Origin of the sequence: Mesorhizobium sp. M0998 (assembly GCF_040318885.1) — a bacterium.
GTDB lineage: Bacteria > Pseudomonadota > Alphaproteobacteria > Rhizobiales > Rhizobiaceae > Mesorhizobium.
Genome location: NZ_JAMYND010000066.1, coordinates 1 through 21,676, shown reverse-complemented (window position 1 = coordinate 21,676; position 21,676 = coordinate 1). Strand labels below are relative to the sequence as shown.

The 21,676-nt window shown below is 62.2% G+C and carries 18 protein-coding genes, 1 tRNA gene and 1 pseudogene; 2 read left to right on the top strand and 18 right to left on the bottom strand.

What is annotated here, in order from left to right; translation table 11 throughout:
* The 4 genes and pseudogenes from NKH59_RS31575 to rpsL form a co-directional block, all read right to left on the bottom strand.
* A pseudogene (locus NKH59_RS31575) lies at nucleotides 1–85 on the bottom strand (GTP-binding protein); the annotation flags it as partial.
* A gap of 67 nt (nucleotides 86–152) precedes the next feature.
* Nucleotides 153–2,243, bottom strand: coding sequence for an elongation factor G (gene fusA / locus NKH59_RS31570; protein ID WP_023680448.1), 2,091 nt, complete (start codon nucleotides 2,241–2,243; stop codon nucleotides 153–155).
* Nucleotides 2,244–2,273: 30 nt separating this feature from the next.
* A complete protein-coding gene (gene rpsG, locus NKH59_RS31565) occupies nucleotides 2,274–2,744 on the bottom strand; it encodes a 30S ribosomal protein S7 (protein WP_008875664.1) in 471 nt (156 codons plus the stop codon).
* An 85-nt stretch (nucleotides 2,745–2,829) separates the two neighbouring features.
* The gene (rpsL, locus tag NKH59_RS31560; protein ID WP_006333356.1) at nucleotides 2,830–3,201 is read right to left on the bottom strand and encodes a 30S ribosomal protein S12; all 372 of its coding nucleotides are present in this window, start codon (nucleotides 3,199–3,201) and stop codon (nucleotides 2,830–2,832) included.
* A gap of 462 nt (nucleotides 3,202–3,663) precedes the next feature.
* Between rpsL and NKH59_RS31555 the strand changes: the two genes are divergently transcribed.
* Both NKH59_RS31555 and NKH59_RS31550 read left to right on the top strand, forming a co-directional pair.
* On the top strand, nucleotides 3,664–3,945 hold the full coding sequence (locus NKH59_RS31555) for a transcriptional regulator (protein WP_023680447.1): 282 nt from the start codon (nucleotides 3,664–3,666) through the stop codon (nucleotides 3,943–3,945).
* A 123-nt stretch (nucleotides 3,946–4,068) separates the two neighbouring features.
* Nucleotides 4,069–4,998: a Gfo/Idh/MocA family protein gene (locus NKH59_RS31550; RefSeq protein WP_353024158.1), complete on the top strand. Its 930-nt coding sequence runs from the start codon at nucleotides 4,069–4,071 to the stop codon at nucleotides 4,996–4,998.
* 48 nt (nucleotides 4,999–5,046) lie between these two features.
* Here NKH59_RS31550 and NKH59_RS31545 read toward each other — a convergent pair whose 3' ends face one another.
* The 14 genes from NKH59_RS31545 to NKH59_RS31480 all read right to left on the bottom strand — a co-directional run.
* Nucleotides 5,047–5,712 (bottom strand): O-methyltransferase, encoded by a 666-nt coding sequence (locus tag NKH59_RS31545; protein ID WP_353024155.1) that lies wholly within the window; start codon nucleotides 5,710–5,712, stop codon nucleotides 5,047–5,049.
* Nucleotides 5,713–5,795: 83 nt separating this feature from the next.
* Nucleotides 5,796–9,992 carry a DNA-directed RNA polymerase subunit beta' gene (gene rpoC / locus NKH59_RS31540; RefSeq protein ID WP_352622065.1) on the bottom strand — a complete coding sequence of 1,399 codons (4,197 nt, stop codon included), beginning with the start codon at nucleotides 9,990–9,992 and terminating at the stop codon, nucleotides 5,796–5,798.
* A 131-nt stretch (nucleotides 9,993–10,123) separates the two neighbouring features.
* A complete protein-coding gene (gene rpoB / locus NKH59_RS31535; protein ID WP_353024154.1) occupies nucleotides 10,124–14,260 on the bottom strand; it encodes a DNA-directed RNA polymerase subunit beta in 4,137 nt (1,378 codons plus the stop codon).
* A gap of 283 nt (nucleotides 14,261–14,543) precedes the next feature.
* A complete protein-coding gene (rplL, locus tag NKH59_RS31530; RefSeq protein WP_023680442.1) occupies nucleotides 14,544–14,921 on the bottom strand; it encodes a 50S ribosomal protein L7/L12 in 378 nt (125 codons plus the stop codon).
* 54 nt (nucleotides 14,922–14,975) lie between these two features.
* On the bottom strand, nucleotides 14,976–15,494 hold the full coding sequence (gene rplJ / locus NKH59_RS31525; RefSeq protein WP_008875657.1) for a 50S ribosomal protein L10: 519 nt from the start codon (nucleotides 15,492–15,494) through the stop codon (nucleotides 14,976–14,978).
* A gap of 393 nt (nucleotides 15,495–15,887) precedes the next feature.
* Nucleotides 15,888–16,586 (bottom strand): 50S ribosomal protein L1, encoded by a 699-nt coding sequence (gene rplA, locus NKH59_RS31520; RefSeq protein WP_023680441.1) that lies wholly within the window; start codon nucleotides 16,584–16,586, stop codon nucleotides 15,888–15,890.
* 4 nt (nucleotides 16,587–16,590) lie between these two features.
* Nucleotides 16,591–17,019, bottom strand: coding sequence for a 50S ribosomal protein L11 (gene rplK / locus NKH59_RS31515; protein WP_023680440.1), 429 nt, complete (start codon nucleotides 17,017–17,019; stop codon nucleotides 16,591–16,593).
* A 160-nt stretch (nucleotides 17,020–17,179) separates the two neighbouring features.
* Entirely contained in the window at nucleotides 17,180–17,707 is a 528-nt protein-coding gene (gene nusG / locus NKH59_RS31510; RefSeq protein ID WP_006333333.1) for a transcription termination/antitermination protein NusG, read from the bottom strand.
* A 27-nt stretch (nucleotides 17,708–17,734) separates the two neighbouring features.
* Nucleotides 17,735–17,938, bottom strand: coding sequence for a preprotein translocase subunit SecE (secE, locus tag NKH59_RS31505; protein ID WP_023680439.1), 204 nt, complete (start codon nucleotides 17,936–17,938; stop codon nucleotides 17,735–17,737).
* 363 nt (nucleotides 17,939–18,301) lie between these two features.
* Nucleotides 18,302–18,377 (bottom strand) — tRNA-Trp (locus NKH59_RS31500).
* A 77-nt stretch (nucleotides 18,378–18,454) separates the two neighbouring features.
* Nucleotides 18,455–18,958 (bottom strand): hypothetical protein, encoded by a 504-nt coding sequence (locus NKH59_RS31495; protein WP_352875014.1) that lies wholly within the window; start codon nucleotides 18,956–18,958, stop codon nucleotides 18,455–18,457.
* 145 nt (nucleotides 18,959–19,103) lie between these two features.
* On the bottom strand, nucleotides 19,104–19,586 hold the full coding sequence (locus NKH59_RS31490; protein WP_352766675.1) for a group II truncated hemoglobin: 483 nt from the start codon (nucleotides 19,584–19,586) through the stop codon (nucleotides 19,104–19,106).
* A gap of 96 nt (nucleotides 19,587–19,682) precedes the next feature.
* The gene (locus NKH59_RS31485) at nucleotides 19,683–21,368 is read right to left on the bottom strand and encodes a COG3904 family protein (protein ID WP_353024153.1); all 1,686 of its coding nucleotides are present in this window, start codon (nucleotides 21,366–21,368) and stop codon (nucleotides 19,683–19,685) included.
* Between the two features lie 171 nt (nucleotides 21,369–21,539).
* A partial coding sequence (locus NKH59_RS31480) for an EF-Tu C-terminal domain-related protein (protein WP_502908729.1) occupies nucleotides 21,540–21,676 on the bottom strand: 137 nt, incomplete at its 5' end.

Below are 21,676 nucleotides of genomic sequence, written 5' to 3'. Positions count from 1 at the left end.
TCAGCGACGTCTTGCCATGGTCGACGTGACCAATCGTGCCAATGTTCACATGAGGCTTAGTGCGCTCGAATTTACCTTTTGCCATGTGATCTCTCCATTCCTGCCAGCCCGTGCGGGCCTTGAATTAAGTTACTGATGCAACTCGTTTCGAGTTACGCGTATTTCTTCTGGACTTCCTGGGCGACCGCGGTCGGGACCGGCTCGTAGTGGTCGAACTGCATCGTGTAGGCCGCGCGGCCCTGGCTCATCGAGCGAAGGTTGTCCACGTATTTGAACATGTTGGCGAGCGGCACCATCGCGTTGATGACCACAGCCACGCCACGGGCTTCCTGGCCCTGGATCTGGCCGCGACGGCCGTTCAGGTCGCCGATAACGCTGCCGACGTAATCTTCCGGCGTCACCACTTCGACCTTCATGATTGGCTCGAGCAACTGCACGCCAAGCTTGGGGGCTGCTTCACGGAAGCAGGCGCGGCCGGCGATTTCGAAGGCCAGAACCGACGAGTCCACGTCGTGGTAGGCGCCATCGATCAGCGTCGCCTTGACGCCGATCATCGGGAAGCCGGCGAACGGGCCCGAGGTCATGACGCTGTTGATGCCCTTTTCGACACCGGGGATGTATTCCTTCGGCACAGCGCCGCCGACGATCTTGGTTTCGAACTCGAATTCGCTGCTTTCCGGATTCGGCTCGAACAGGATCTTGACGCGGGCGAACTGGCCGGTACCGCCGGTCTGCTTCTTGTGCGTGTAGTCCTGCTCGTGCTTGCGGGTGATCGTCTCGCGGTAGGCCACCTGCGGCGCGCCGACATTGGCCTCGACCTTGAACTCGCGGCGCATGCGGTCGACGATGATGTCGAGGTGAAGCTCGCCCATGCCGGAAATGATCGTCTGGCCCGATTCCTCGTCAGTCTTGACGCGGAAGGACGGATCCTCGGCGGCCAGGCGGTGAAGGGCGAGACCCATCTTTTCCTGGTCGTTCTTGGTCTTCGGCTCGATGGCGATCTGGATGACCGGATCGGGGAATTCCATGCGCTCGAGGATGACCGGATGCAGCGGATCACTGAGCGTGTCGCCGGTGGTGGTGTCCTTGAGGCCAGCGAGGGCGACGATGTCGCCGGCAAACGCCTCTTCGACGTCGGCGCGCGAATTCGCATGCATCTGCAGCATGCGGCCGATGCGCTCTTTCTTGCCCTTCACGGTGTTGTCGACCGAGATGCCCTTGGTGAGCTTGCCCGAATAGATGCGGGCAAAGGTGAGCGAACCGACGAACGGGTCGTTCATGATCTTGAAGGCAAGCATCGACAGCGGCTCGTTGTCGTCGGCATGACGCTCGATCTCGGCGTCGGTCTTGGCGTCGACGCCCTTGATGGCCGGGACATCGGCCGGCGACGGCAGATATTCGACGACGGCGTCGAGCAGCGGCTGCACGCCCTTGTTCTTGAAGGCCGAGCCGCAGAACATCGGATAGAACTTCACCGCGATCGTGCCCTTGCGGATGAGCGCACGGATCTCGTCGTTGCTCGGCATCTTGCCTTCGAGGTAATTCTCGAGCGCCGTCTCGTCCATTTCGACGGCGGCCTCGATCATCTTCTCGCGGTATTCTTCGGCACGAGCCTTGAGGTCGGCAGGGATCTCGACGATGTCCCAGGCAGCGCCCAGCGTCTCGTCGCGCCAGACCAGCGCGTTCATCTCGACGAGGTCGACGACACCCTTGAACTCGGTCTCGGCGCCGATCGGCAGCTGCATGACGACGGCATGCGCACCGAGGCGCGATCCGATCATCTCGACCGAGCGGTAGAAGTCGGCGCCGATCTTGTCCATCTTGTTGCAGAAGATCATGCGCGGCACGCGATACTTGTCGGCCTGGCGCCAGACGGTCTCCGTCTGCGGCTCGACACCGGCATTGGCATCGAGCAGCGCAATGGCGCCGTCGAGCACGCGCAGCGAACGCTCGACTTCAATGGTGAAGTCGACGTGGCCGGGGGTGTCGATGATGTTGAAGCGGTGCATCTTGCCGTCGCGACCCTTCCAGAAGGTCGTGGTCGCGGCCGACGTGATGGTGATGCCGCGCTCCTGCTCCTGCTCCATCCAATCCATGGTGGCAGCGCCGTCGTGGACTTCGCCGATCTTGTGCGACTTGCCCGTGTAATAGAGGACGCGCTCGGTGGTCGTCGTCTTGCCGGCGTCGATGTGCGCCATGATACCGAAATTGCGGTAGTCTTCGATTTTATATTCGCGGGCCATGGGAGGTGCCTCTTCAGTCTCGTTCGCGCTTTACCAGCGGTAGTGCGCGAAAGCGCGGTTGGCTTCTGCCATCTTGTGGGTGTCTTCACGCTTCTTGACGGCGGTGCCGCGGTTGTTGGCCGCGTCCATCAGCTCGCCGGAGAGGCGGTCGACCATAGTGGTCTCGTTGCGGTTGCGGGCGGCGGCGATCAACCAGCGGATGGCCAATGCCTGACGGCGCTCGGGGCGCACGTCGACTGGAACCTGGTAGGTGGCGCCGCCGACGCGGCGCGAACGCACTTCCACATGCGGCGCGACATTGTCGAGCGCCTGATGGAAGACGGTGACCGGCTCCTGCTTGGTCTTGGACTGAACCTGGTCGAGAGCGCCGTAGACGATGGTCTCGGCAACCGACTTCTTGCCGTCATACATGACGGCGTTCATGAACTTGGTGACGATCAGATCGCCGAACTTGGGGTCCGGATTGATCTCACGCTTTTCTGCACTGTGACGACGGGACATTTTTTCTCTGCCTCAATTCTACGCGGTGGCCTGGATCCCGGATCGTCGCTTGACGCCGCCCGGAACGACCTTGGCTACGCTTCGGTCACTTCGGACGCTTGGCGCCGTATTTCGAACGGCGCTGCTTGCGGTTCTTCACGCCTTGCGTGTCGAGCACGCCGCGGATGATGTGGTAGCGGACGCCCGGAAGATCCTTGACGCGACCGCCGCGGATCATCACCACCGAGTGCTCCTGAAGGTTGTGGCCTTCGCCGGGGATGTAACCGATCACTTCAAAACCATTGGTCAGGCGGATCTTGGCCACCTTGCGCAGCGCCGAATTCGGCTTCTTCGGCGTCGTGGTGTAGACGCGCGTGCAGACGCCCCGCTTCTGCGGGTTCTGCTGCATGGCCGGGACCTTGTTGCGCTTCACCGGCGCAATGCGCGGCTTGCGGATCAGCTGGTTGACGGTAGGCATTAAACCCTCTTGTCTCTCAATTCCGTGTCTCGCCCGGTCAGGGCCGCTCAAAGCGTCATTTCCATACGCAAATTCGGGCCACAAACCGCGCCTCGCGGTCTTGCCCGAACAAATGGCAGAGGAAGCGGAAGCCGCTTCATGCACGCCGGAAATGTCTTTTCGCTCGTAAAACGAACCCTGTTTGAGGCAAACTCCAAAGCGTGTCGCTTCGGAAGCAAGAGCCTCACATCGGTTCTGACTGGGCGGCTTCTACTCGTATGGCCACTGTCCGTCAACCCCGGAGCGGCAAATATTGCGCTGAACCCGAGGCGTGGCAGCCATGCGAAAAGCGCATGTAATTTTCTTGCGCCGTTTTTCAAGAGGAAGCCAGAAAGTGACCGGCTTGCGGCTGTTTCCAGGCCGTGCTTCGTGCGAAAAGGCGGCATGAGCAGCCCAAACCCCCTCGCCCGGAGGTACGAACCCGTGAATGACAATGAGGAGCGCCCGGTCACCATTATTACCGGCCGGGTGTGGAAGCGCAAAGGCGGCAAGCCGGAAGGCGTGCATGTGATGCTGGTCGCGCCGGACGACGATTCGGCGGTGCGCCGCGCTCTCGAATCGCTTGCCGCCGAAGGTTATGCCGAGGCAGAGCTCGATCAGATCGGCGACATGGACGGCGTGCCCGACGAGGAGCCGCATCTGTCCGCCTATCAGGGCGCGCTTGAAGGCGAAGTGTCGATCGTGACGTTCGATGTGCCGATCTGAAGAGATCTGAATCGCGGTCGATCTCACGGGCCGGCGACAAAGCCCGGCGACTTGCCCGGCACAAGTTCTCTGCTAAGAAGCGACCTCTGGCAAAACCAAGTACACTCAACCTGCGGAGCTCCCATGTCCTCTAATCCCATCAAGCTCGGCATCGTCGGCGTGGGGAAGATCGTCCGTGACCAGCATCTGCCGGCGCTGGCGAAGGACCAGGATTATCGCCTGGTCGCCGCAGCGAGCCGCCACGGCAAAGTCGAAGACATCCCGAATTTCCCGACGATCGAGGCGATGCTCGACTCGGTGCCGGAGCTCGAGGCGGTGTCGCTGTGCATGCCGCCGCAGTTTCGTTACGACGCCGCGCGCTTGGCGCTGGCGGCGAAAAAGCATGTCTTCCTGGAAAAGCCGCCCGGCGCCACGGTCAGCGAGGTCGAAGACCTAAAGGCGCTGGCGACAGCGAACGGCGTCTGCCTGTTCGCCAGCTGGCACTCGCGCTATGCGCCGGCTGTCGAAGCTGCGCGCGCATTCCTTGGATCGACAACGATCAGGTCGGCCGCCATCAATTGGAAAGAAGACGTGCGCCGCTGGCATCCGAATCAGGAATGGATCTGGGCTCCCGGCGGCTTCGGCGTGTTCGATCCCGGCATCAACGCGCTGTCGATCGCTACCCACATCCTGCCGCCGATGTTCATCAGCTCGGCAGAACTCGATTTCCCCGAGAACCGCGCGGCCCCGATCGCCGCCCAAATCGCTTTCCGCACTTCGAACGGTCTGCCAGTGACGATGGAACTCGACTGGCGTCAGACCGGCCCGCAAAGCTGGGACATCCTGGCCGATACCGAGGCCGGATCGATGGTGCTTTCTGGCGGCGGCTCAAAGCTTGCCATCGATGGCCGCGTCGTTCACGAGGAGCTGGAAGCCGAATACCCGATGCTCTACAAGCGCTTTGCCGAGATCGTGCGCGCCGGCACCTCCGACGTCGATCTCGCGCCCCTGCAGCACGTCGCCGACGCCTTCATGCTGGGCAAGCGCAATGTGGTGGAAGCTTTTTTCGATTGATCAGTGGGCGCCGCCGGATCGCAGGTCCGGCCGGCGCACCGCACAAATTCAATTAACGATCGCTATTGCAAAGCCGTCATAGCCCTTGGCGCCAACAGTCTGGATCGCGGTGCCTTCCAGACGTTTGTCGCTGCCGATGAACGAGAACGCCGCGCGTGCCCCTTCGACATTGGCATCGCGACCATCTTCATTCACCACCGCGCCGTCACGGATGACATTGTCGCAGACGATAACGGTCCCCGGCCTCGAAAGACGCATGGCCCAGGACAGATAGTGCGGGTTGTTCGGCTTGTCGGCGTCGATGAAGATGAAGTCGAACGGCCCGGCATTCTCGGCGCCTAAGGCCGCAAGCGATTGAAGCGCCGGTCCGACCCGCAGTTCCACACGGTCAGACACCCCTGCCCGTTCAAAGTTCGACCGCGCGACACTGGCGTGGTGCGGATCAAGCTCGAGCGTCACGACCTTGCCGTCCGTCGGCAATGCTCGCGCCATCCAGATTGTCGAATAACCGCCCAACGTGCCGATTTCGAGTACCTTCCTCGCTCCCTGCATTCGCGCAAGAAGTGAGAGCAGCTTGCCTTGTGCCGGGGAAACGTCGATAGGCGGCAGGCCCTGATCATGGTTGGCCGCCAGAACGGCATCGAGGGCGGGATCCGCCTCGAAAAGAGCTTCGACAATGTAGTCGTCGACAGAAGCCCAGATCTTCCTGCTCATCGTTCTCCTCCGATCCGATTGGGGAACCACAACGCGAAAAGGGGCCACTTGGGCCCCTTTTCTATCTTCTCTTTCTTGTGCGCTTACTGCGCGGCGTTAACCATGTCGGTCAGCATCGGCTCGGCGACCTCGACGCCGGACGCCTTGCGGCGCTCGTCGATGATCAACTCGTCGCGCGAGGTGGCGATGCGCCGGATCTGGCTCATCGTACCGCCGGTACCGGCCGGGATCAGCCGGCCGACGATGACGTTTTCCTTCAGCCCCTGCAGCATGTCGGTCTTGCCCGCAACCGCAGCTTCGGTCAGCACCCTCGTCGTCTCCTGGAAGGAGGCGGCGGAGATGAAGGACGGCGTCTGCAGCGAGGCCTTGGTGATGCCGAGCAGCACCGGCTGGCCTTCGGCCGGCTTCTTGCCTTCCTCGACCAGGCGCTCATTGACCTCTTCCAGCTCGATCACATCGACGTGGTCGCCCGGAATGTAGGTCGAATCGCCCTGCGTGGTGATCTCGACCTTCTGCAGCATCTGGCGAACGATCACCTCGATGTGCTTGTCGTTGATCGACACGCCCTGCAGTCGGTAGACCTCCTGGATCTCGTTGACGAGGTAGGAGGCAAGCGCCTCCACGCCCTTGATCGCCAGGATGTCGTGCGGCGCCGGATTGCCGTCGAGGATGTAGTCGCCCTTCTCGATGACGTCGCCGTCCTGGAGATGGAACGGCTTGCCCTTCGGGATCAGGTATTCGACTGGCTCAAGCGTCGAGTCATGCGGCTCGATGATGATGCGGCGCTTGTTCTTGTAGTCGCGGCCGAAGCGGATCGTGCCATCGATCTCGGCGATGATGGCGTGGTCCTTCGGACGGCGTGCCTCGAACAGTTCGGCAACACGCGGCAGACCGCCGGTGATGTCCTTGGTCTTGGCGCTTTCCATCGGGATACGCGCCAGCACGTCGCCGGGACGAACCTGTGCGCCCGGCTCGACCGAAAGAATGGCCTCGACCGAGAGCAGGAAGCGGGCGTCGCCGCCTTTCGACAGCTTGCCGACCTTGCCCTTGGCATCCTGGACGACGATCGCCGGCTTGAGGTCGTTGCCGCGTGGCGTCGAACGCCAGTCGATGACCTCGCGCTTGGTGATGCCGGTCGATTCGTCGGCGGTTTCCTGAACGGAAATGCCATCGACCAGATCCTCGAATGCCACCCTGCCCTCGATTTCGGTGAGGATCGGGCGGGTATAAGGATCCCACTCGGCAATGCGCTGGCCGCGCTTCACCTTGTCGCCATCGTCGACGAAGATACGCGAACCGTAGGTGACGCGGTGCGTGGCGCGTTCCTTGCCGGCTTCGTCGAGGATCAGCACCGCCATGTTGCGGCCCATGACCATCAGCTGGCCGTCGGAGTTGCGCACCACGTTGCGGTTGCGGATCTCGACCTTGCCCTCGTACGAGGCTTCAAGGAACGAGGAATCCACCACCTGCGCCGTGCCGCCCATGTGGAAGGTACGCATGGTGAGCTGGGTGCCCGGCTCGCCGATCGACTGCGCCGCGATAACGCCGACAGCCTCGCCCTGGTTGACGGGCGTGCCGCGGGCCAGATCGCGGCCGTAGCAGACCGCGCAGACGCCGACCCTGACCTCGCAGGTCAGCGCCGAACGGATGCGAACCGACTGCACGCCGGCCTTTTCGATCAGTTCCACGTCACGCTCGTCCATCAGCGTTCCGGCCTTGACCAGAACCTCGCCGGTGACCGGGTGGGTGATGTCGTCGAGCGAGGTGCGGCCGAGAACGCGCTGGCCAACCGAAGCGACGACCTGACCGGCATCGACGATCGGCTGCATGGTGAGGCCCTTGTCGGTGCCGCAGTCGAGCGAGTTGACGATGCAGTCCTGCGCCACGTCGACGAGACGACGCGTCAGGTAACCCGAGTTCGCCGTCTTCAAGGCGGTGTCGGCCAGACCCTTGCGGGCGCCGTGGGTCGAGTTGAAGTACTCGAGAACGGTGAGGCCTTCCTTGAAGTTCGAGATGATCGGCGTCTCGATGATTTCACCGCTAGGCTTGGCCATCAGGCCGCGCATGCCGGCGAGCTGGCGCATCTGGGTGGGCGAGCCGCGCGCACCGGAGTGCGACATCATGTAGATCGAGTTCATCGGCTTCTGACGGCCATTGTCCTCAAACTCGACCGCCTTGATGCGGGCCATCATTTCGTCGGCGACCTTTTCCGAGCACTTGGCCCAGGCGTCGACGACCTTGTTGTACTTCTCGCCCTGGGTGATCAGACCGTCATTGTACTGCTGCTCGTACTCCTTGGCCAAAGCCTCGGTGTCGGAGACCAGCTTGATCTTGGCGTCCGGGATCAGCATGTCGTCCTTGCCGAACGAAATGCCGGCACGGCAGGCGTGGCTGAAGCCGAGAGCCATGATGCGATCGCAGAAAATGACCGTCTCCTTCTGACCGCAATGGCGGTAGACGGTGTCGATCATCTTGGAGATGTTCTTCTTGGTCATCTCCTGGTTGGCGGTCTCGTAGGGCACGTTGTGGTTCTTCGGCAGCAGCTCGCCGATGATCATGCGGCCAGGCGTGGTGTCGTAGATCTTCGACACGACCTTGCCGTCGGCGTCGACCGTGCGGAAGCGCCCCTTGATCTTGGCATGCAGCGTCACCGCCTTGGTCTCGAGCGCGTGCTGGAGTTCGCCCATGTCGGCAAACACCATGCCCTCGCCCGGCTCGTTCTGATTGACGATCGAAAGGTAGTAGAGACCGAGAACCATGTCCTGCGACGGCACGATGATCGGCGCGCCGGAAGCCGGGTGCAGGATGTTGTTGGTCGACATCATCAGCACGCGGGCTTCAAGCTGCGCTTCCAGCGACAGCGGCACGTGGACCGCCATCTGGTCGCCGTCGAAATCGGCGTTGAAGGCCGTGCAGACCAGCGGGTGAAGCTGGATCGCCTTGCCTTCGATCAGGATCGGCTCGAACGCCTGGATACCAAGGCGGTGCAGCGTCGGTGCGCGGTTCAGCAGCACCGGATGCTCGCGGATGACCTCGTCGAGGATATCCCAGACCTCCGGACGCTCCTTCTCGACCAGCTTCTTCGCCTGCTTGACGGTCGAGGAGTAACCCTTGGCGTCGAGACGGGCGTAGATGAAGGGCTTGAACAGTTCGAGCGCCATCTTCTTCGGCAGGCCGCACTGGTGCAGCTTGAGCTCCGGACCGGTGACGATAACCGAGCGGCCGGAATAGTCGACGCGCTTGCCGAGCAGGTTCTGGCGGAACCGGCCCTGCTTGCCCTTCAGCATGTCGGACAGCGACTTCAGCGGACGCTTGTTGGCGCCGGTGATGACGCGGCCGCGGCGGCCGTTGTCGAACAGTGCATCGACGGCTTCCTGCAGCATGCGCTTTTCATTGCGCACGATGATGCCGGGCGCGCGCAGCTCGATCAGCCGCTTCAAGCGGTTGTTGCGGTTGATGACGCGGCGATAGAGGTCGTTCAGATCCGACGTGGCGAAACGGCCGCCGTCCAGCGGGACAAGCGGACGCAGGTCCGGCGGGATCACCGGAACCACCTTCATGATCATCCATTCCGGACGGTTGCCGGATTCCATGAAGTTCTCGACGACCTTGAGCCGCTTCAGGTATTTCTTCGGCTTGAGCTCGGAGGTGGTCGAAGCCAGCTCAGAACGCAGATCGCCGGCGATCTTCTCGAGGTCCATGCCGGCCAGAAGGTCGTGGATCGCCTCGGCGCCGATCATGGCGGTGAACGAATCCTCGCCATACTCGTCGACGGCCATCATGTACTCTTCCTCGCTGAGCAGCTGGTGCTCCTTCAGCGCGGTGAGGCCGGGTTCGGTAACGATGTAGTTCTCGAAGTAGAGGACCCGCTCGATGTCCTTCAGCGTCATGTCGAGCAGCGTGCCGATGCGCGACGGCAGCGACTTCAGGAACCAGATGTGGGCGACCGGTGCCGCCAGCTCGATATGGCCCATGCGCTCGCGGCGGACGCGCGACAGCGTGACTTCGACGCCGCACTTCTCGCAGATGACGCCCTTGTATTTCATGCGCTTGTACTTGCCGCACAGGCACTCATAGTCCTTGATCGGGCCAAAAATGCGCGCGCAGAACAGGCCGTCACGCTCCGGCTTGAAGGTGCGGTAGTTGATGGTCTCCGGCTTCTTGATCTCGCCGAACGACCAGGACAGAATCTTCTCAGGGCTGGCAAGCGAGATCCGGATGGAATCGAACACCTGCGCGGGCGCCTGGGGATTGAAGAGATTCATGACCTCTTGGTTCATGCCGTTCTCCTTTTCGGGGTCCTCGAAAACCCCTTGCATCTAGCGCGGGCCAAACGCCCGCCGACTTGATCGGCCATCGGCCGAGAATTTGGTGCGTCCGGTCGCGGGAAGACCGCGGCCGGACGTCTTGCTTACTCGGCCGCGTCGGGCAGCCGGATCGGGTTGTCGTCGAGCTTGGTGTTCTCCAACTCGACATTGAGGCCGAGAGACCGCATTTCCTTGACGAGAACGTTGAAGCTCTCGGGAATGCCGGCCTCGAATGTGTCGTCGCCTCTGACGATCGCCTCGTAGACCTTGGTGCGGCCGGCGACGTCATCCGACTTCACCGTTAGCATCTCCTGCAGCGTGTAGGCGGCGCCGTACGCTTCGAGCGCCCAGACCTCCATCTCGCCGAAGCGCTGGCCACCGAACTGCGCCTTGCCGCCCAGCGGCTGCTGGGTAACGAGCGAGTACGGACCGATCGAACGCGCGTGGATCTTGTCGTCCACAAGGTGGTGAAGCTTGAGCATATATATGTAGCCCATCGTCACTTTGCGATCGAACGGCTCGCCGGTGCGCCCGTCATAGAGCTGCGACTGACCGCTGGTGTGCAGGCCCGCCTGCTCCAGCATGATGTTGATGTCGGCCTCGTGCGCGCCGTCGAACACCGGTGTCGCGATGGACACGCCGCGGCGCATCTGCTCGCTGAGGCGAACGATGCTCTCGTCGTCATATTCGCGGACCGGCTCGTTGCGGTCGTTGGCCGGCATGAAGCTCTCGAGCGTCTTGCGCAGCGGCTTGATGTCGCCCGCTGTCTTGTACGCATCGATCAGATCGCCGATCTTCCTGCCCATTCCGGCGCAGGCCCAGCCCAGGTGCGTTTCCAGAATCTGGCCGACATTCATGCGCGACGGCACACCCAGCGGGTTGAGCACGATGTCGGCATGCGTGCCGTCCTCGAGGAAAGGCATGTCCTCGACCGGAACGATCCGCGACACGACACCCTTGTTGCCGTGTCGGCCGGCCATCTTGTCGCCGGGCTGCATCTTGCGCTTCACGGCCACGAAGACCTTGACCATCTTCATGACGCCCGGAGGCATCTCGTCGCCGCGCTGCACCTTCTCGACCTTGTCCATGAAGCGCTGCTCGAGCGCCTTCTTGGAATCGTCGTACTGGCCACGCAGGGCTTCCAGTTCGCTCTGGAGCTTTTCGTTCTCCACGGCAAACTGCCACCACTGCGAACGCGGATACTCGTCGAGCGTGTCCTTCGACAGCTTCGAGCCCTTCTTGAAGCCCTTCGGCCCGGCAATCGCTTCCTTGCCGACGAGAACGTCGGAAAGACGCGAATAGACGTTGCGGTCGAGGATCGCCTGCTCGTCGTCGCGGTCCTTGGCGAGGCGTTCGATCTCCTCGCGCTCGATGGCCATGGCGCGCTCGTCCTTCTCGACGCCGTGGCGGTTGAAGACACGCACTTCGACGACGGTGCCGAAGGTTCCCGGAGGCATGCGCATCGAGGTGTCGCGCACGTCCGAGGCCTTTTCACCGAAGATGGCGCGCAGCAGCTTTTCTTCCGGCGTCATCGGGCTTTCGCCCTTCGGCGTGATCTTGCCGACCAGGATGTCGCCCGGCTGCACTTCCGCACCGATGTAGACGATGCCGGCCTCATCGAGGTTCTTCAGCGCTTCTTCCGAGACGTTGGGAATGTCGCGCGTGATCTCCTCCGGCCCCAGCTTGGTGTCGCGGGCCATGACTTCGAACTCCTCGATGTGGATCGAGGTGAAGACGTCGTCGGCGACGATGCGCTCGGACAGGAGGATGGAATCCTCGTAGTTGTAGCCGTTCCACGGCATGAACGCGACCAGCACGTTACGGCCGAGGGCCAGATCGCCGAGCTCGGTCGACGGGCCGTCGGCGATGATGTCGCCCTTGTTGACCCGGTCGCCCATGCGCACCAGCGGACGCTGGTTGATGCAGGTGTTCTGGTTCGAACGCTGGAACTTCATCAGCCGGTAGATGTCGACGCCGGACTTGCCGGGATCGAGATCTTCCGTGGCGCGGATGACGATGCGCGTCGCGTCCACCTGGTCGACGATGCCGCCGCGGCGGGCGCCGATGGCGGCGCCCGAGTCACGGGCGACGATCGGCTCCATGCCGGTGCCGACGAACGGCGCTTCGGCGCGCACCAGCGGCACGGCCTGACGCTGCATGTTCGAGCCCATCAGCGCACGGTTGGCGTCGTCGTTCTCGAGGAACGGGATCAGGGCCGCGGCCACCGACACCATCTGCTTCGGCGACACGTCCATCAGATCGACGTTTTCGCGCGGCGCCATCATCACTTCGCCGGCGTTGCGGCAAATGACGAATTCGTCGACGAAATGACCATTCTTGTCGAGCTCGGCATTGGCCTGCGCGACGTGGTGCTTGGCCTCTTCCATAGCCGACAGGTAAACGACCTCATTGGTCAGCTTGCCGTTGACGATCTTGCGGTACGGGCTCTCGATGAAGCCGTATTTGTTGACGCGCGCGAAGGTCGCAAGCGAGTTGATCAGGCCGATGTTCGGGCCTTCCGGCGTCTCGATCGGGCAGATGCGGCCGTAATGCGTCGGGTGCACGTCGCGCACTTCGAAACCGGCACGCTCGCGGGTCAGACCGCCCGGTCCAAGCGCCGAAAGACGGCGCTTGTGGGTGATCTCCGAAAGCGGGTTGGTCTGATCCATAAACTGCGACAGCTGCGAGGAACCGAAGAACTCGCGCACGGCGGCAGCCGCCGGCTTGGCGTTGATCAGGTCCTGCGGCATCACCGTATCGATCTCGATCGAGGACATGCGTTCCTTGATCGCGCGCTCCATGCGCAGCAGGCCGACGCGGTACTGGTTCTCCATCAGCTCGCCGACCGAGCGCACGCGGCGGTTGCCGAGATTGTCGATGTCGTCGATCTCGCCCTTGCCGTCGCGCAGTTCGACGAGCGTCTTGACCACGGCCAGGATGTCGTCCTTGCGCAGCACGCGCACGGTATCCTCGGCCTTGAGCTCGAGGCGCATGTTCATCTTGACGCGGCCAACGGCCGACAGATCATAGCGCTCGCTGTCGAAGAACAGCGAGTTGAACATGGCCTCAGCGGTTTCCAGCGTCGGCGGCTCGCCGGGGCGCATGACGCGGTAGATGTCGAACAGCGCGTCCTGGCGGCTCTCGTTCTTGTCGACGTTGAGCGTGTTGCGGATGTAGGCGCCGACGTTGACGTGGTCGATGTCGAGGACCTTGATCTCATCGTCACCGGTGCCAAGCAGCACTTTCAGCGTCTTTTCGTCGATCTCGTCACCGGCTTCGAGGAAGATCTCGCCGGTCCCGTAGTTGACAATATCCTCGGCAAGGTAGTTGCCGAGCAGATCCTCGTCGGTCGCCTTGATCGCCTTGAGACCCTTTTCGCCAAGCGCCCTGGCCTGGCGGGCGGTGATCTTCTTGCCGGCCTCGACGACGACTTCGCCGGTGTCGGCGTCGACCAGGTCACCAACGGCCTTGAGGCCGCGGAAACGCTCGACGTTGAACGGGATGCGCCAATGGTCGCCGGCGCGCTTGTAGGTGATCTTGTTGTAGAAGGTCGACAGGATCTCTTCGCCGTCCATGCCGAGCGCCATCAGCAGCGACGTCACCGGGATCTTGCGGCGGCGATCGATGCGGGCATGCACGACGTCCTTGCTATCGAACTCGATGTCGAGCCACGAACCGCGATAGGGAATGACGCGCGCGGCAAACAGGAGCTTGCCGGACGAGTGCGACTTGCCCTTGTCATGGTCGAAGAAGACGCCTGGCGAACGGTGCATCTGCGAGACGATGACGCGCTCGGTGCCGTTGACGATGAAGGTGCCGTTCAAGGTCATGAGCGGCATGTCGCCCATGTAGACGTCCTGCTCCTTGATGTCCTTGATCGACTTGGCGCCGGTATCCTCGTCGATATCGAACACGATGAGGCGCAGCGTCACCTTGAGCGGCGCCGCATAGGTCAGGTCGCGCTGACGGCATTCGTCAACGTCGAATTTCGGTCCCTCGAACTCATACTTCACAAATTCCAGCATCGAGGAGCCGGAAAAATCGGAAATCGGGAAGACCGACTTGAAAACTGCCTGCAGTCCCTCGTCAGGACGCCCACCCTTGGGCTCCTCCACCATCAGGAACTGGTCATAGGATGCCTTCTGAACCTCGATCAGGTTCGGCATCTCCGCAACTTCCGGGATCTTTCCGAAAAACTTGCGTACGCGTCTGCGGCCATTGAAAGTCTGGGTCTGGGCCATCGTCGCTCCTTAGCTCAATTCTCGGGACGAGCCTCGCCGCGGCTCGCCTTGCATCTCGGGCCACCTTGGCGGCCCTGTCTTGTTGCCCACCGCCTGTCGGCGGCTTCTTGTCTTTTCACCCGCCGCCAATTGGCGGCGGGCCAGAAACGGGAGAAAACCCGTTTCCTGAAGGCCGGTTTGCGGCCCTCAGGAAAGAGGTTTTCGCACTCTTCGCGTTACGCAGCCTCCCTTCGACGCGAAAGGAGTGGCGGACGGCGCGACGCCGCCCGCCGGTACTCAACGCTTACTTCAGTTCGACCTTGGCGCCGGCTGCTTCCAGCTGGGCCTTGAACTTGTCCGCGTCGGCCTTGGAAACGGCTTCCTTGACCGGCTTCGGAGCCGCCTCGACCAGGTCCTTGGCTTCCTTGAGGCCAAGACCGGTGATGGCGCGAACTTCCTTGATGACGTTGATCTTCTGAGCGCCTGCCTCGGTGAGGACGACGTCGAATTCCGTCTTTTCCTCGACCGGAGCAGCAGCGGCCGCAGCACCGCCGGCAGCGGCAACCGCCACCGGAGCAGCGGCGGAAACGCCCCACTTTTCTTCAAGAAGCTTCGACAGCTCGGCCGCTTCGAGGACGGTCAGCTTCGAAAGGTCGTCTACGATCTTTGCCAGATCAGCCATTGCAATGTTCCTTCATAAGGTTCGAACGTGTGTTTGTGATAGCGAGGAACGGCCTCATGCCGCCTCGTCCTTCCGGGCGTAAGCGCCGATGACGCGCGCGACCGAAGCCGCAGGCGCATTGACGATCTGGGCGATCCGGGTTGCCGGCGTGGCGATCATGCCAACCAGCCTGGCGCGCAGCTCATCGAGCGACGGAAGTGTGGCGAGTGCCTTTACACCGTCGGCATTGAGCGAGGTGGTGCCCATTGCGCCGCCGAGAATGACGAGCTTGTCATTTCCCTTGGCGAAATCGGACGCGACCTTCGGCGCCGCAATCGGATCCTCCGAATAGGCGATCAGCGTCTGTCCCTTGAACAGCTCGATGATCGATGCGGAGTCCGTGCCCTGAAGAGCGATTTTGGCGAGACGGTTCTTCGCGACTTTGACGGTGCCACCGGCGGCGCGCATTTTCGACCGAAGGTCGTTCATTTGCGCGACGGTGATACCGGCGTAGTGGGCCACGACGACTGAACCAGCGCTTGAAAACGCATCATTCAGGCCCGTGACGAGTTCGCGTTTTTCCGCTCTGTCCACTGCCTATCTCCAGTTGACCCCTGCCCTCTACGAAGGACAGGCGTCGGGTTGCCTTTTGCCGGCCGGGCCATCCAGTAACGGATCTCCCGAACGACGCTCGAGGATCCTGCCCCCTTTCGCCACACCTGCCGGCAAGCCGGACGGTGCGCAGACAAAAGGCAAACACGGTTCGAACCTTTCATTGGAGCTTGTGGCTCCTTTGTCCGGTCTTCACCCGTCTCATGCAGGCCCACATGAATTAAGGCCCACATCACCTAAGGCTTGGGGGCCGCCTGCAATCTCGGACAGGATGTCCGGAAGCCTTTCGACTTCCGGTACCGGGCCGCCGACAGGTCGGAGGCCCGGAATTCTTTCACGGATCAGCGTTTTAGCGGCCGATCCAATTGTTTCGTATCAGGACGCAGCGAGCGTCGAGACGTCGAGCTTGAGGCCCGGGCCCATCGTCGAGGTGACCGACACCTTCTTGACGTAGTTGCCCTTGGCACCAGCCGGCTTTGCCCTGGTCACCGCGTCAGCGAAGGCGCGGACGTTTTCTTCCAGCGCCTTGACGTCGAACGAGACCTTGCCGACGCCGGCGTGAACGATGCCGGCCTTCTCGACGCGGAACTCGACGGCGCCGCCCTTCGATGCCTTGACGGCGGCGGTAACGTCGGTGGTGACGGTGCCGACCTTCGGGTTCGGCATCATGCCGCGCGGACCGAGCACCTTGCCGAGACGGCCGACCAGCGGCATCATGTCCGGCGTGGCGATGCAGCGGTCGAAGTCGATCGTGCCCTTCTGGACGATGTCGACCAGATCCTCGGCTCCGACGATGTCGGCGCCGGCGGCCTTGGCCTCCTCGGCCTTGTCGCCACGCGCGAAGACGGCGACGCGAACGCTGCGGCCGGTGCCGTTCGGCAGGTTGACCACGCCGCGGACCATCTGGTCGGCATGGCGCGGGTCGACGCCGAGGTTCATCGCGACTTCGATCGTCTCGTCGAACTTCACCGAGGAGCGATCCTTGAGCAGCTTCAGCGCCTCACCCAAAGCGTAAGCCTTGTTGGGATCGATGCCTTCGCGGGTCTTCGATACACGCTTTGCAATCTTTGCCATGATCTCAGCCCACCACTTCCAGACCCATCGAGCGGGCGGAGCCCTCGACCATGCGCATGGCCGCCTCGACGTCGTTTGCGTTCAGATCCTTCATCTTCTGCTCGGCGATGGCGCGCACCTTGTCGCGGCCGATCGTGCCGGCCTTGACCTTGCCCGGCTCCTTCGAGCCCGACTTCAGGTTGGCGGCCTTCTTCAGGAAATAGCTCACCGGTGGCGTCTTCATGACGAAGGTGAACGACTTGTCCTGGTAGTAGGTGATGACGACCGGAACCGGCGAGCCCTTTTCCATTTCCTGGGTCTGCGCGTTGAACGCCTTGCAGAACTCCATGATGTTGATGCCACGCTGACCAAGCGCCGGGCCGATCGGGGGCGACGGCGTGGCCGATCCCGCGGAAACCTGGAGCTTGAGCTGGCCTGCAATTTTCTTAGCCATCTCTCTTCCTGCCTTTTCTCATGCCGGTCTTGCCGGCGGTTGCAGTCTGGTGGTGCGGTCCGCGCGGCCGGCTAAAGCCGCATTCGCCTCCCACCCGTTTTTGGCCGCGCGATCTCCGCGCCGCCTTCCCTGCCGCCGAAACCGGTGCAGGGATTTCGGATCAGCCCTTCTCGACCTGTCCGAATTCCAGATCGACCGGCACGGCGCGCCCGAAGATCGAAACTTCCACCTTGAGCCGCGCCCGCTCCTCGTCCACTTCCTGGACGAAACCGTTGAACGACGCGAATGGTCCATCCGAAACGCGGATCGCTTCGCCGATCTCGAACGTCACCGACGGCTTCGGCCGCTCGACGCCCTCCTGAACCTGGTTCAGGATACGCTGGGCCTCGGCTTCGGTGATCGGCACCGGCTTGGAGTCGCCCAGGAAACCGGTGACCTTCGGCGTGTTCTTGACGAGCGAGAACACGGCGTCGGTCAGATTGGCCTTCAGCAGCACATAGCCCGGAAAGAACTTGCGCTCGGCATCGACCTTGCGGCCGCGGCGGATCTCGACGACCTTCTCGGTCGGCACCACGATCTGCTCGATGTCGGCGGACAGGCCCTTCTGCTTGGCCTTGTTCTCAATGTCCTCGGCGACCTTCTTTTCAAAGTTCGAGTAGGCGTGGACGATGTACCACCGCGCGGTCATTTCAAGACTTCTCCGTAATCGCCGGACTTACTGTCCGAGGCCGAGGATTTTTTCGACCGCAAAGCCCATGGCCACGTCTGCGGTAAAGAAAAAGATCATCGCGATGACCGCGAACACAAGGACCATCACCGTCGAGATCATCGTTTCGCGCCGCGACGGCCAAGTGACCTTGGCGGTCTCCGCGCGAACCTGCTGGAGAAAGGTGAAGGGATTTGTGGTTTTCGAAGCCATATGCCGCTCTGTCTGCAAGACCCGTTGGCCGGGCCTCCTGGATGATCCCGCTGGCCGGGACGTGCCGCTTGAGCGTGCGTTCGCGCCGAATCAGCGCAATCATTTCGCCCATGCAAATCAGACGCGTAAAGCCGGCTTCCCAGCTCCACGCGTCGCGTGTCTGTCTCGTCTACATAAAACCGATTCTTGATCCACGCAAGTGGCAAGTGTCCGCTTTATGGCCAAACGCCGCCTCGGAACCATCCAGTCGTCCCGTCCCGGCTATGCGGCCCTTATGCCGCAACTTATGCCATATGGCAAGTCACAAGCCGATTTTCAAAGGCCGCACTGCAAAAGAATCGTTTTAGGTATCCATTCAAAGAATGGCACGGGCAGCAGGGCTCGAACCTACGACCTGCGGTTTTGGAGACCGCCGCTCTACCAACTGAGCTATGCCCGTATGCGCATGTCGGCGCAGCAGGCGCTTCCTAAAAGCTTCCGCGCGCTCTGTAAAGAGCGACGTGCGCTACCCGGCCTTCATCTTCGAAAGTCCAGGCGTCCTCCCGGCCATTTCCCGTCGATCCGTTGATTGCTGACGATCCAGCCGACCCAGGGACGCACGATTTTCGGGTCGGTCAGATTGATGTATTTTCCAACCAGCCCTTTCGCACCCTCGCGCCGCGCATCGATGAGCCCCTTGCGCACGCCATCATGCCAATCGAACAGCAGGTAAACCCTCTCTCCCGCCGTCTTCACCTCGCCCCGGCCGGACTTCCATTTATGCTTGCTATCGCCCGGGATCGTGGGATCGGCACCGCCGTTCCATCGGCTGGACCAGCTGCCTTCGATGGTGTCGTTGCGGTCGCGGTCGCGGTCGGTGCCCCATGCCTCGGCATTTTCATCGCTTGGAGTTCCCTCCAGTTTCAAGCCGGCGGCGAACGCCGACACCTCCTCGTCGTCGGGAGTGGGGACGTCCATGACGCCAAACGGATTTCGGATTCCGCGGTTGCTGTCAGAATTTGCTTTGCTGTCCGATCCCATCGCAGGCCTCCGGTTTTTCAGCGCGGCCCCCGCCAGCCACGGCGGCCTCAAACCGTTCCAGCCTGGCGGACCGAACCATTCACCGCCACCCATTTCCCGCAAATCGGGTCCTGGCGGCAGGCTTTTCGACCGATTTGCGCCCCGGTCAGTCTCCCGAAGGCGCCTTGTATGGGCCGCCCGGCACCCCCCAATCCCAGGCCGGCATTGGTTCGGTCTCGGGATCGCAGGTCGGGCCCTTGTTGGAGTTCATCTTGGCCAGCCGCGATCCCCATTCGACATAGGCCATGAAAGCCGAGCGGAATTCGGGATCGTCAGGCAGCCCGACCTCGTCGGCGGCGTCGGCGAGAAGGTTGATCCAGCGCCGGCGCTGCTCCTCGGTCAGATGCTTGCCGAGATGGTGCATCACCATCTCGCGATGGCCGCCATGCTTTTCGCTGTAGGTTTTCGGTCCACCGAAAACTTCGCCGATGAAGGCCGCGACGTGAGCGGGATGATCCGGCGACATGTGCTTGAACACCGGCCCGACGATGGGATCCCGAGAGACGCTGTCGTAGAAGGTTTGGGTCAGGCGGTTCAGCGCTTCGGTGCCGCCTGCCCATTCAAACAATGTCGGGACATCCTGGCTCATTCGCGATCCCTCCGATGCTGGTCTTCAACCGCGCTGGACGATAGCGGAAACATCGAGCGCCGCTCAACCTGCCTCGATGGCCAGTGCAAGGTTGCGCTAAAGCTTCGCCGGCGTCTCTGCCTCGGCGCTGGCGGACGGCAGAACGCGGCAGTTGTCGGGCTTCGGCGACGACTTGCAGATGGTGGCGCCCGTCAGCGCGTCCACCGATTGCGGCCCCGTCGTCAGTCCAACCTTCAGCATTAGGTCTGGTTCGAGCTGGCGCTCGACCGAGCGCTGCTCGAGCGCGGCGAACAGACCGGGACCAATCGCCATGTCCTCGAGATAGGTCTTAATTATCTGCTGCTGTCCCATCAGGTACATGCCGAGCCGCGCTTGCGGACCGACAAACCGTCTGACGCCGCCGGCAAGCATGAGCGCGCAGGCCGAATCGCATGCCGCTCCCGAATCGACGGTCAGGCCGGCATAGGCGCCCTCTTTAGCCAAGCAACTCCACTCTCCCGGGTCGCAGCCAACGAAATCGGTGCGGGCGACAGCGATGTCGAGCTTCTTTTCGTGGATAAGTCGCCCCACCGCCAGAGCACTGAACAGGTCGCCTCCTTGTGAGCTGACCACCACCGGCAGCCGTCGGTTGCCAAGCATGGCGAGCAACTGGCGCAGCTTCTGCGGGGTCTGAGGCGCAATCGCGCCTTCGGCCGAGATCCATTCCGGGCAGTTTGGATTGCAAAGCGGGTTGCTGCCGCGGACCAGGACGAAGCGCATGTCTGCGACCTCCTTGGGCCGCGGGGTTTCGAGCCCTGCGGGTGCAGGCTCGGCTTTCGCCACCACTTCGCCGGCCGGCTTCGTGATATTCGCCGGCGCCGGCACCTCCCTGCAACTCGCCGGCAACGGATCGGACGTGCATAGGATTGGCGCGGTCAGCAGGTCGACGGCATCCCGGCTGGTGACGAGATTCATTTGCAGCATGTCGTAGGGAGCCAATTGCTGGATACCGCTGGCCGGTGTGCTTTTCATGGTCTCGAGCACACCCAGGCCGACGCCCATCTCCTTCAGATAGGCCGCCAGCTTCCGCTCCAGCGGCTTGTTCATCTCATAGGTCTTGTAGCTGCCGGCGTTCTTCCGGCTGACGACCTTGGTGCTGAGAATCTTCTTCTTGCCCTTCACCATGCGGTAGGTGGTGCGGTACAGCAATTTCGTCCGGATATAGGTCGTGGTGATCTGATGGACGCCGAGAAAGGCCCATTCGCCTACCACGCGCCGGATGCCGCCGGAAAACATCAACGGACAGGCGGAATTGCAGATGGCGCCATCGGCATAAGCATTGCCAAAATAACGGGCGCTCTTGCCGTCGTTTTCCTTGCAGTTCTTCACATCTGGCAGACAGCCGACGAAGCGGGTTTTGCCGACGGCGATATCGAGCTTGTTCTTGCGGATCAGGCGACCAAGTGTCAGCGCCGCTTCGACATTGCCGCCGGGGGAATCGACGACGATCGGCAGCTTTCGGCCGCCAAGCGCTTTCAGCGCGCGTTTGAACAGGGCCGGTGTGCCGGCTTCTATCGAGCCTTCCGCCGATATCCATTCCGGACAGGTCGGCTCGCAGCTCGGCGCGCTGCTGCGCACGACGACGAACCGCATCGTCGGGCCGAAATCCGGCGCGGATTTTTCCGGCGTGGATTTCTTTGCATCCGCTGCGAAGGCAGCGTGGCCCATGGCAAGCAACGACACCAGGCAGATCAGCCCTAGCGACCACCATGCCTGACTATGCAAACGGCGCCATGGAACCATTTGGGCAGCCCCCCTCGATGCAACCTATACTAGTTATGGCAGAGGCGCTTGCAACAGGATTTGAAGCAATGCGGTTAATCCATTGCCAGAATAATTGCCAGAATATCAGAATCAAAAGGGCGGCCCGAAGACCGCCCCTTTGCATCCGATCTCAACCGGCAGCGCCGGCGATTACTCTGTGATGGTGACGACGATGCCGGCACCGACGGTGCGGCCGCCTTCACGGATGGCGAAGCGCAGCTTCTCTTCCATGGCGATCGGCACGATCAGCTCGACATCGACGGTGATGTTGTCGCCCGGCATCACCA

Bases quoted from the DNA above. Each gene is read 5' to 3' on its own strand.
- nusG (WP_006333333.1), bottom strand. From the start codon at position 17,707: ATGACCGCGCGGTGGTACATCGTCCACGCCTACTCGAACTTTGAAAAG.
- NKH59_RS31485 (WP_353024153.1), bottom strand. From the start codon at position 21,368: ATGGTTCCATGGCGCCGTTTGCATAGTCAGGCATGGTGGTCGCTAGGG.
- rpoB (WP_353024154.1), bottom strand. From the start codon at position 14,260: ATGGCCCAGACCCAGACTTTCAATGGCCGCAGACGCGTACGCAAGTTT.
- NKH59_RS31545 (WP_353024155.1), bottom strand. From the start codon at position 5,712: ATGAGCAGGAAGATCTGGGCTTCTGTCGACGACTACATTGTCGAAGCT.
- rplK (WP_023680440.1), bottom strand. From the start codon at position 17,019: ATGGCTAAGAAAATTGCAGGCCAGCTCAAGCTCCAGGTTTCCGCGGGA.
- secE (WP_023680439.1), bottom strand. From the start codon at position 17,938: ATGGCTTCGAAAACCACAAATCCCTTCACCTTTCTCCAGCAGGTTCGC.
- NKH59_RS31550 (WP_353024158.1), top strand. From the start codon at position 4,069: ATGTCCTCTAATCCCATCAAGCTCGGCATCGTCGGCGTGGGGAAGATC.
- fusA (WP_023680448.1), bottom strand. From the start codon at position 2,243: ATGGCCCGCGAATATAAAATCGAAGACTACCGCAATTTCGGTATCATG.
- rplL (WP_023680442.1), bottom strand. From the start codon at position 14,921: ATGGCTGATCTGGCAAAGATCGTAGACGACCTTTCGAAGCTGACCGTC.
- NKH59_RS31495 (WP_352875014.1), bottom strand. From the start codon at position 18,958: ATGGGATCGGACAGCAAAGCAAATTCTGACAGCAACCGCGGAATCCGA.
- rpsG (WP_008875664.1), bottom strand. From the start codon at position 2,744: ATGTCCCGTCGTCACAGTGCAGAAAAGCGTGAGATCAATCCGGACCCC.
- rpsL (WP_006333356.1), bottom strand. From the start codon at position 3,201: ATGCCTACCGTCAACCAGCTGATCCGCAAGCCGCGCATTGCGCCGGTG.
- NKH59_RS31490 (WP_352766675.1), bottom strand. From the start codon at position 19,586: ATGAGCCAGGATGTCCCGACATTGTTTGAATGGGCAGGCGGCACCGAA.
- rpoC (WP_352622065.1), bottom strand. From the start codon at position 9,992: ATGAACCAAGAGGTCATGAATCTCTTCAATCCCCAGGCGCCCGCGCAG.
- rplA (WP_023680441.1), bottom strand. From the start codon at position 16,586: ATGGCAAAGATTGCAAAGCGTGTATCGAAGACCCGCGAAGGCATCGAT.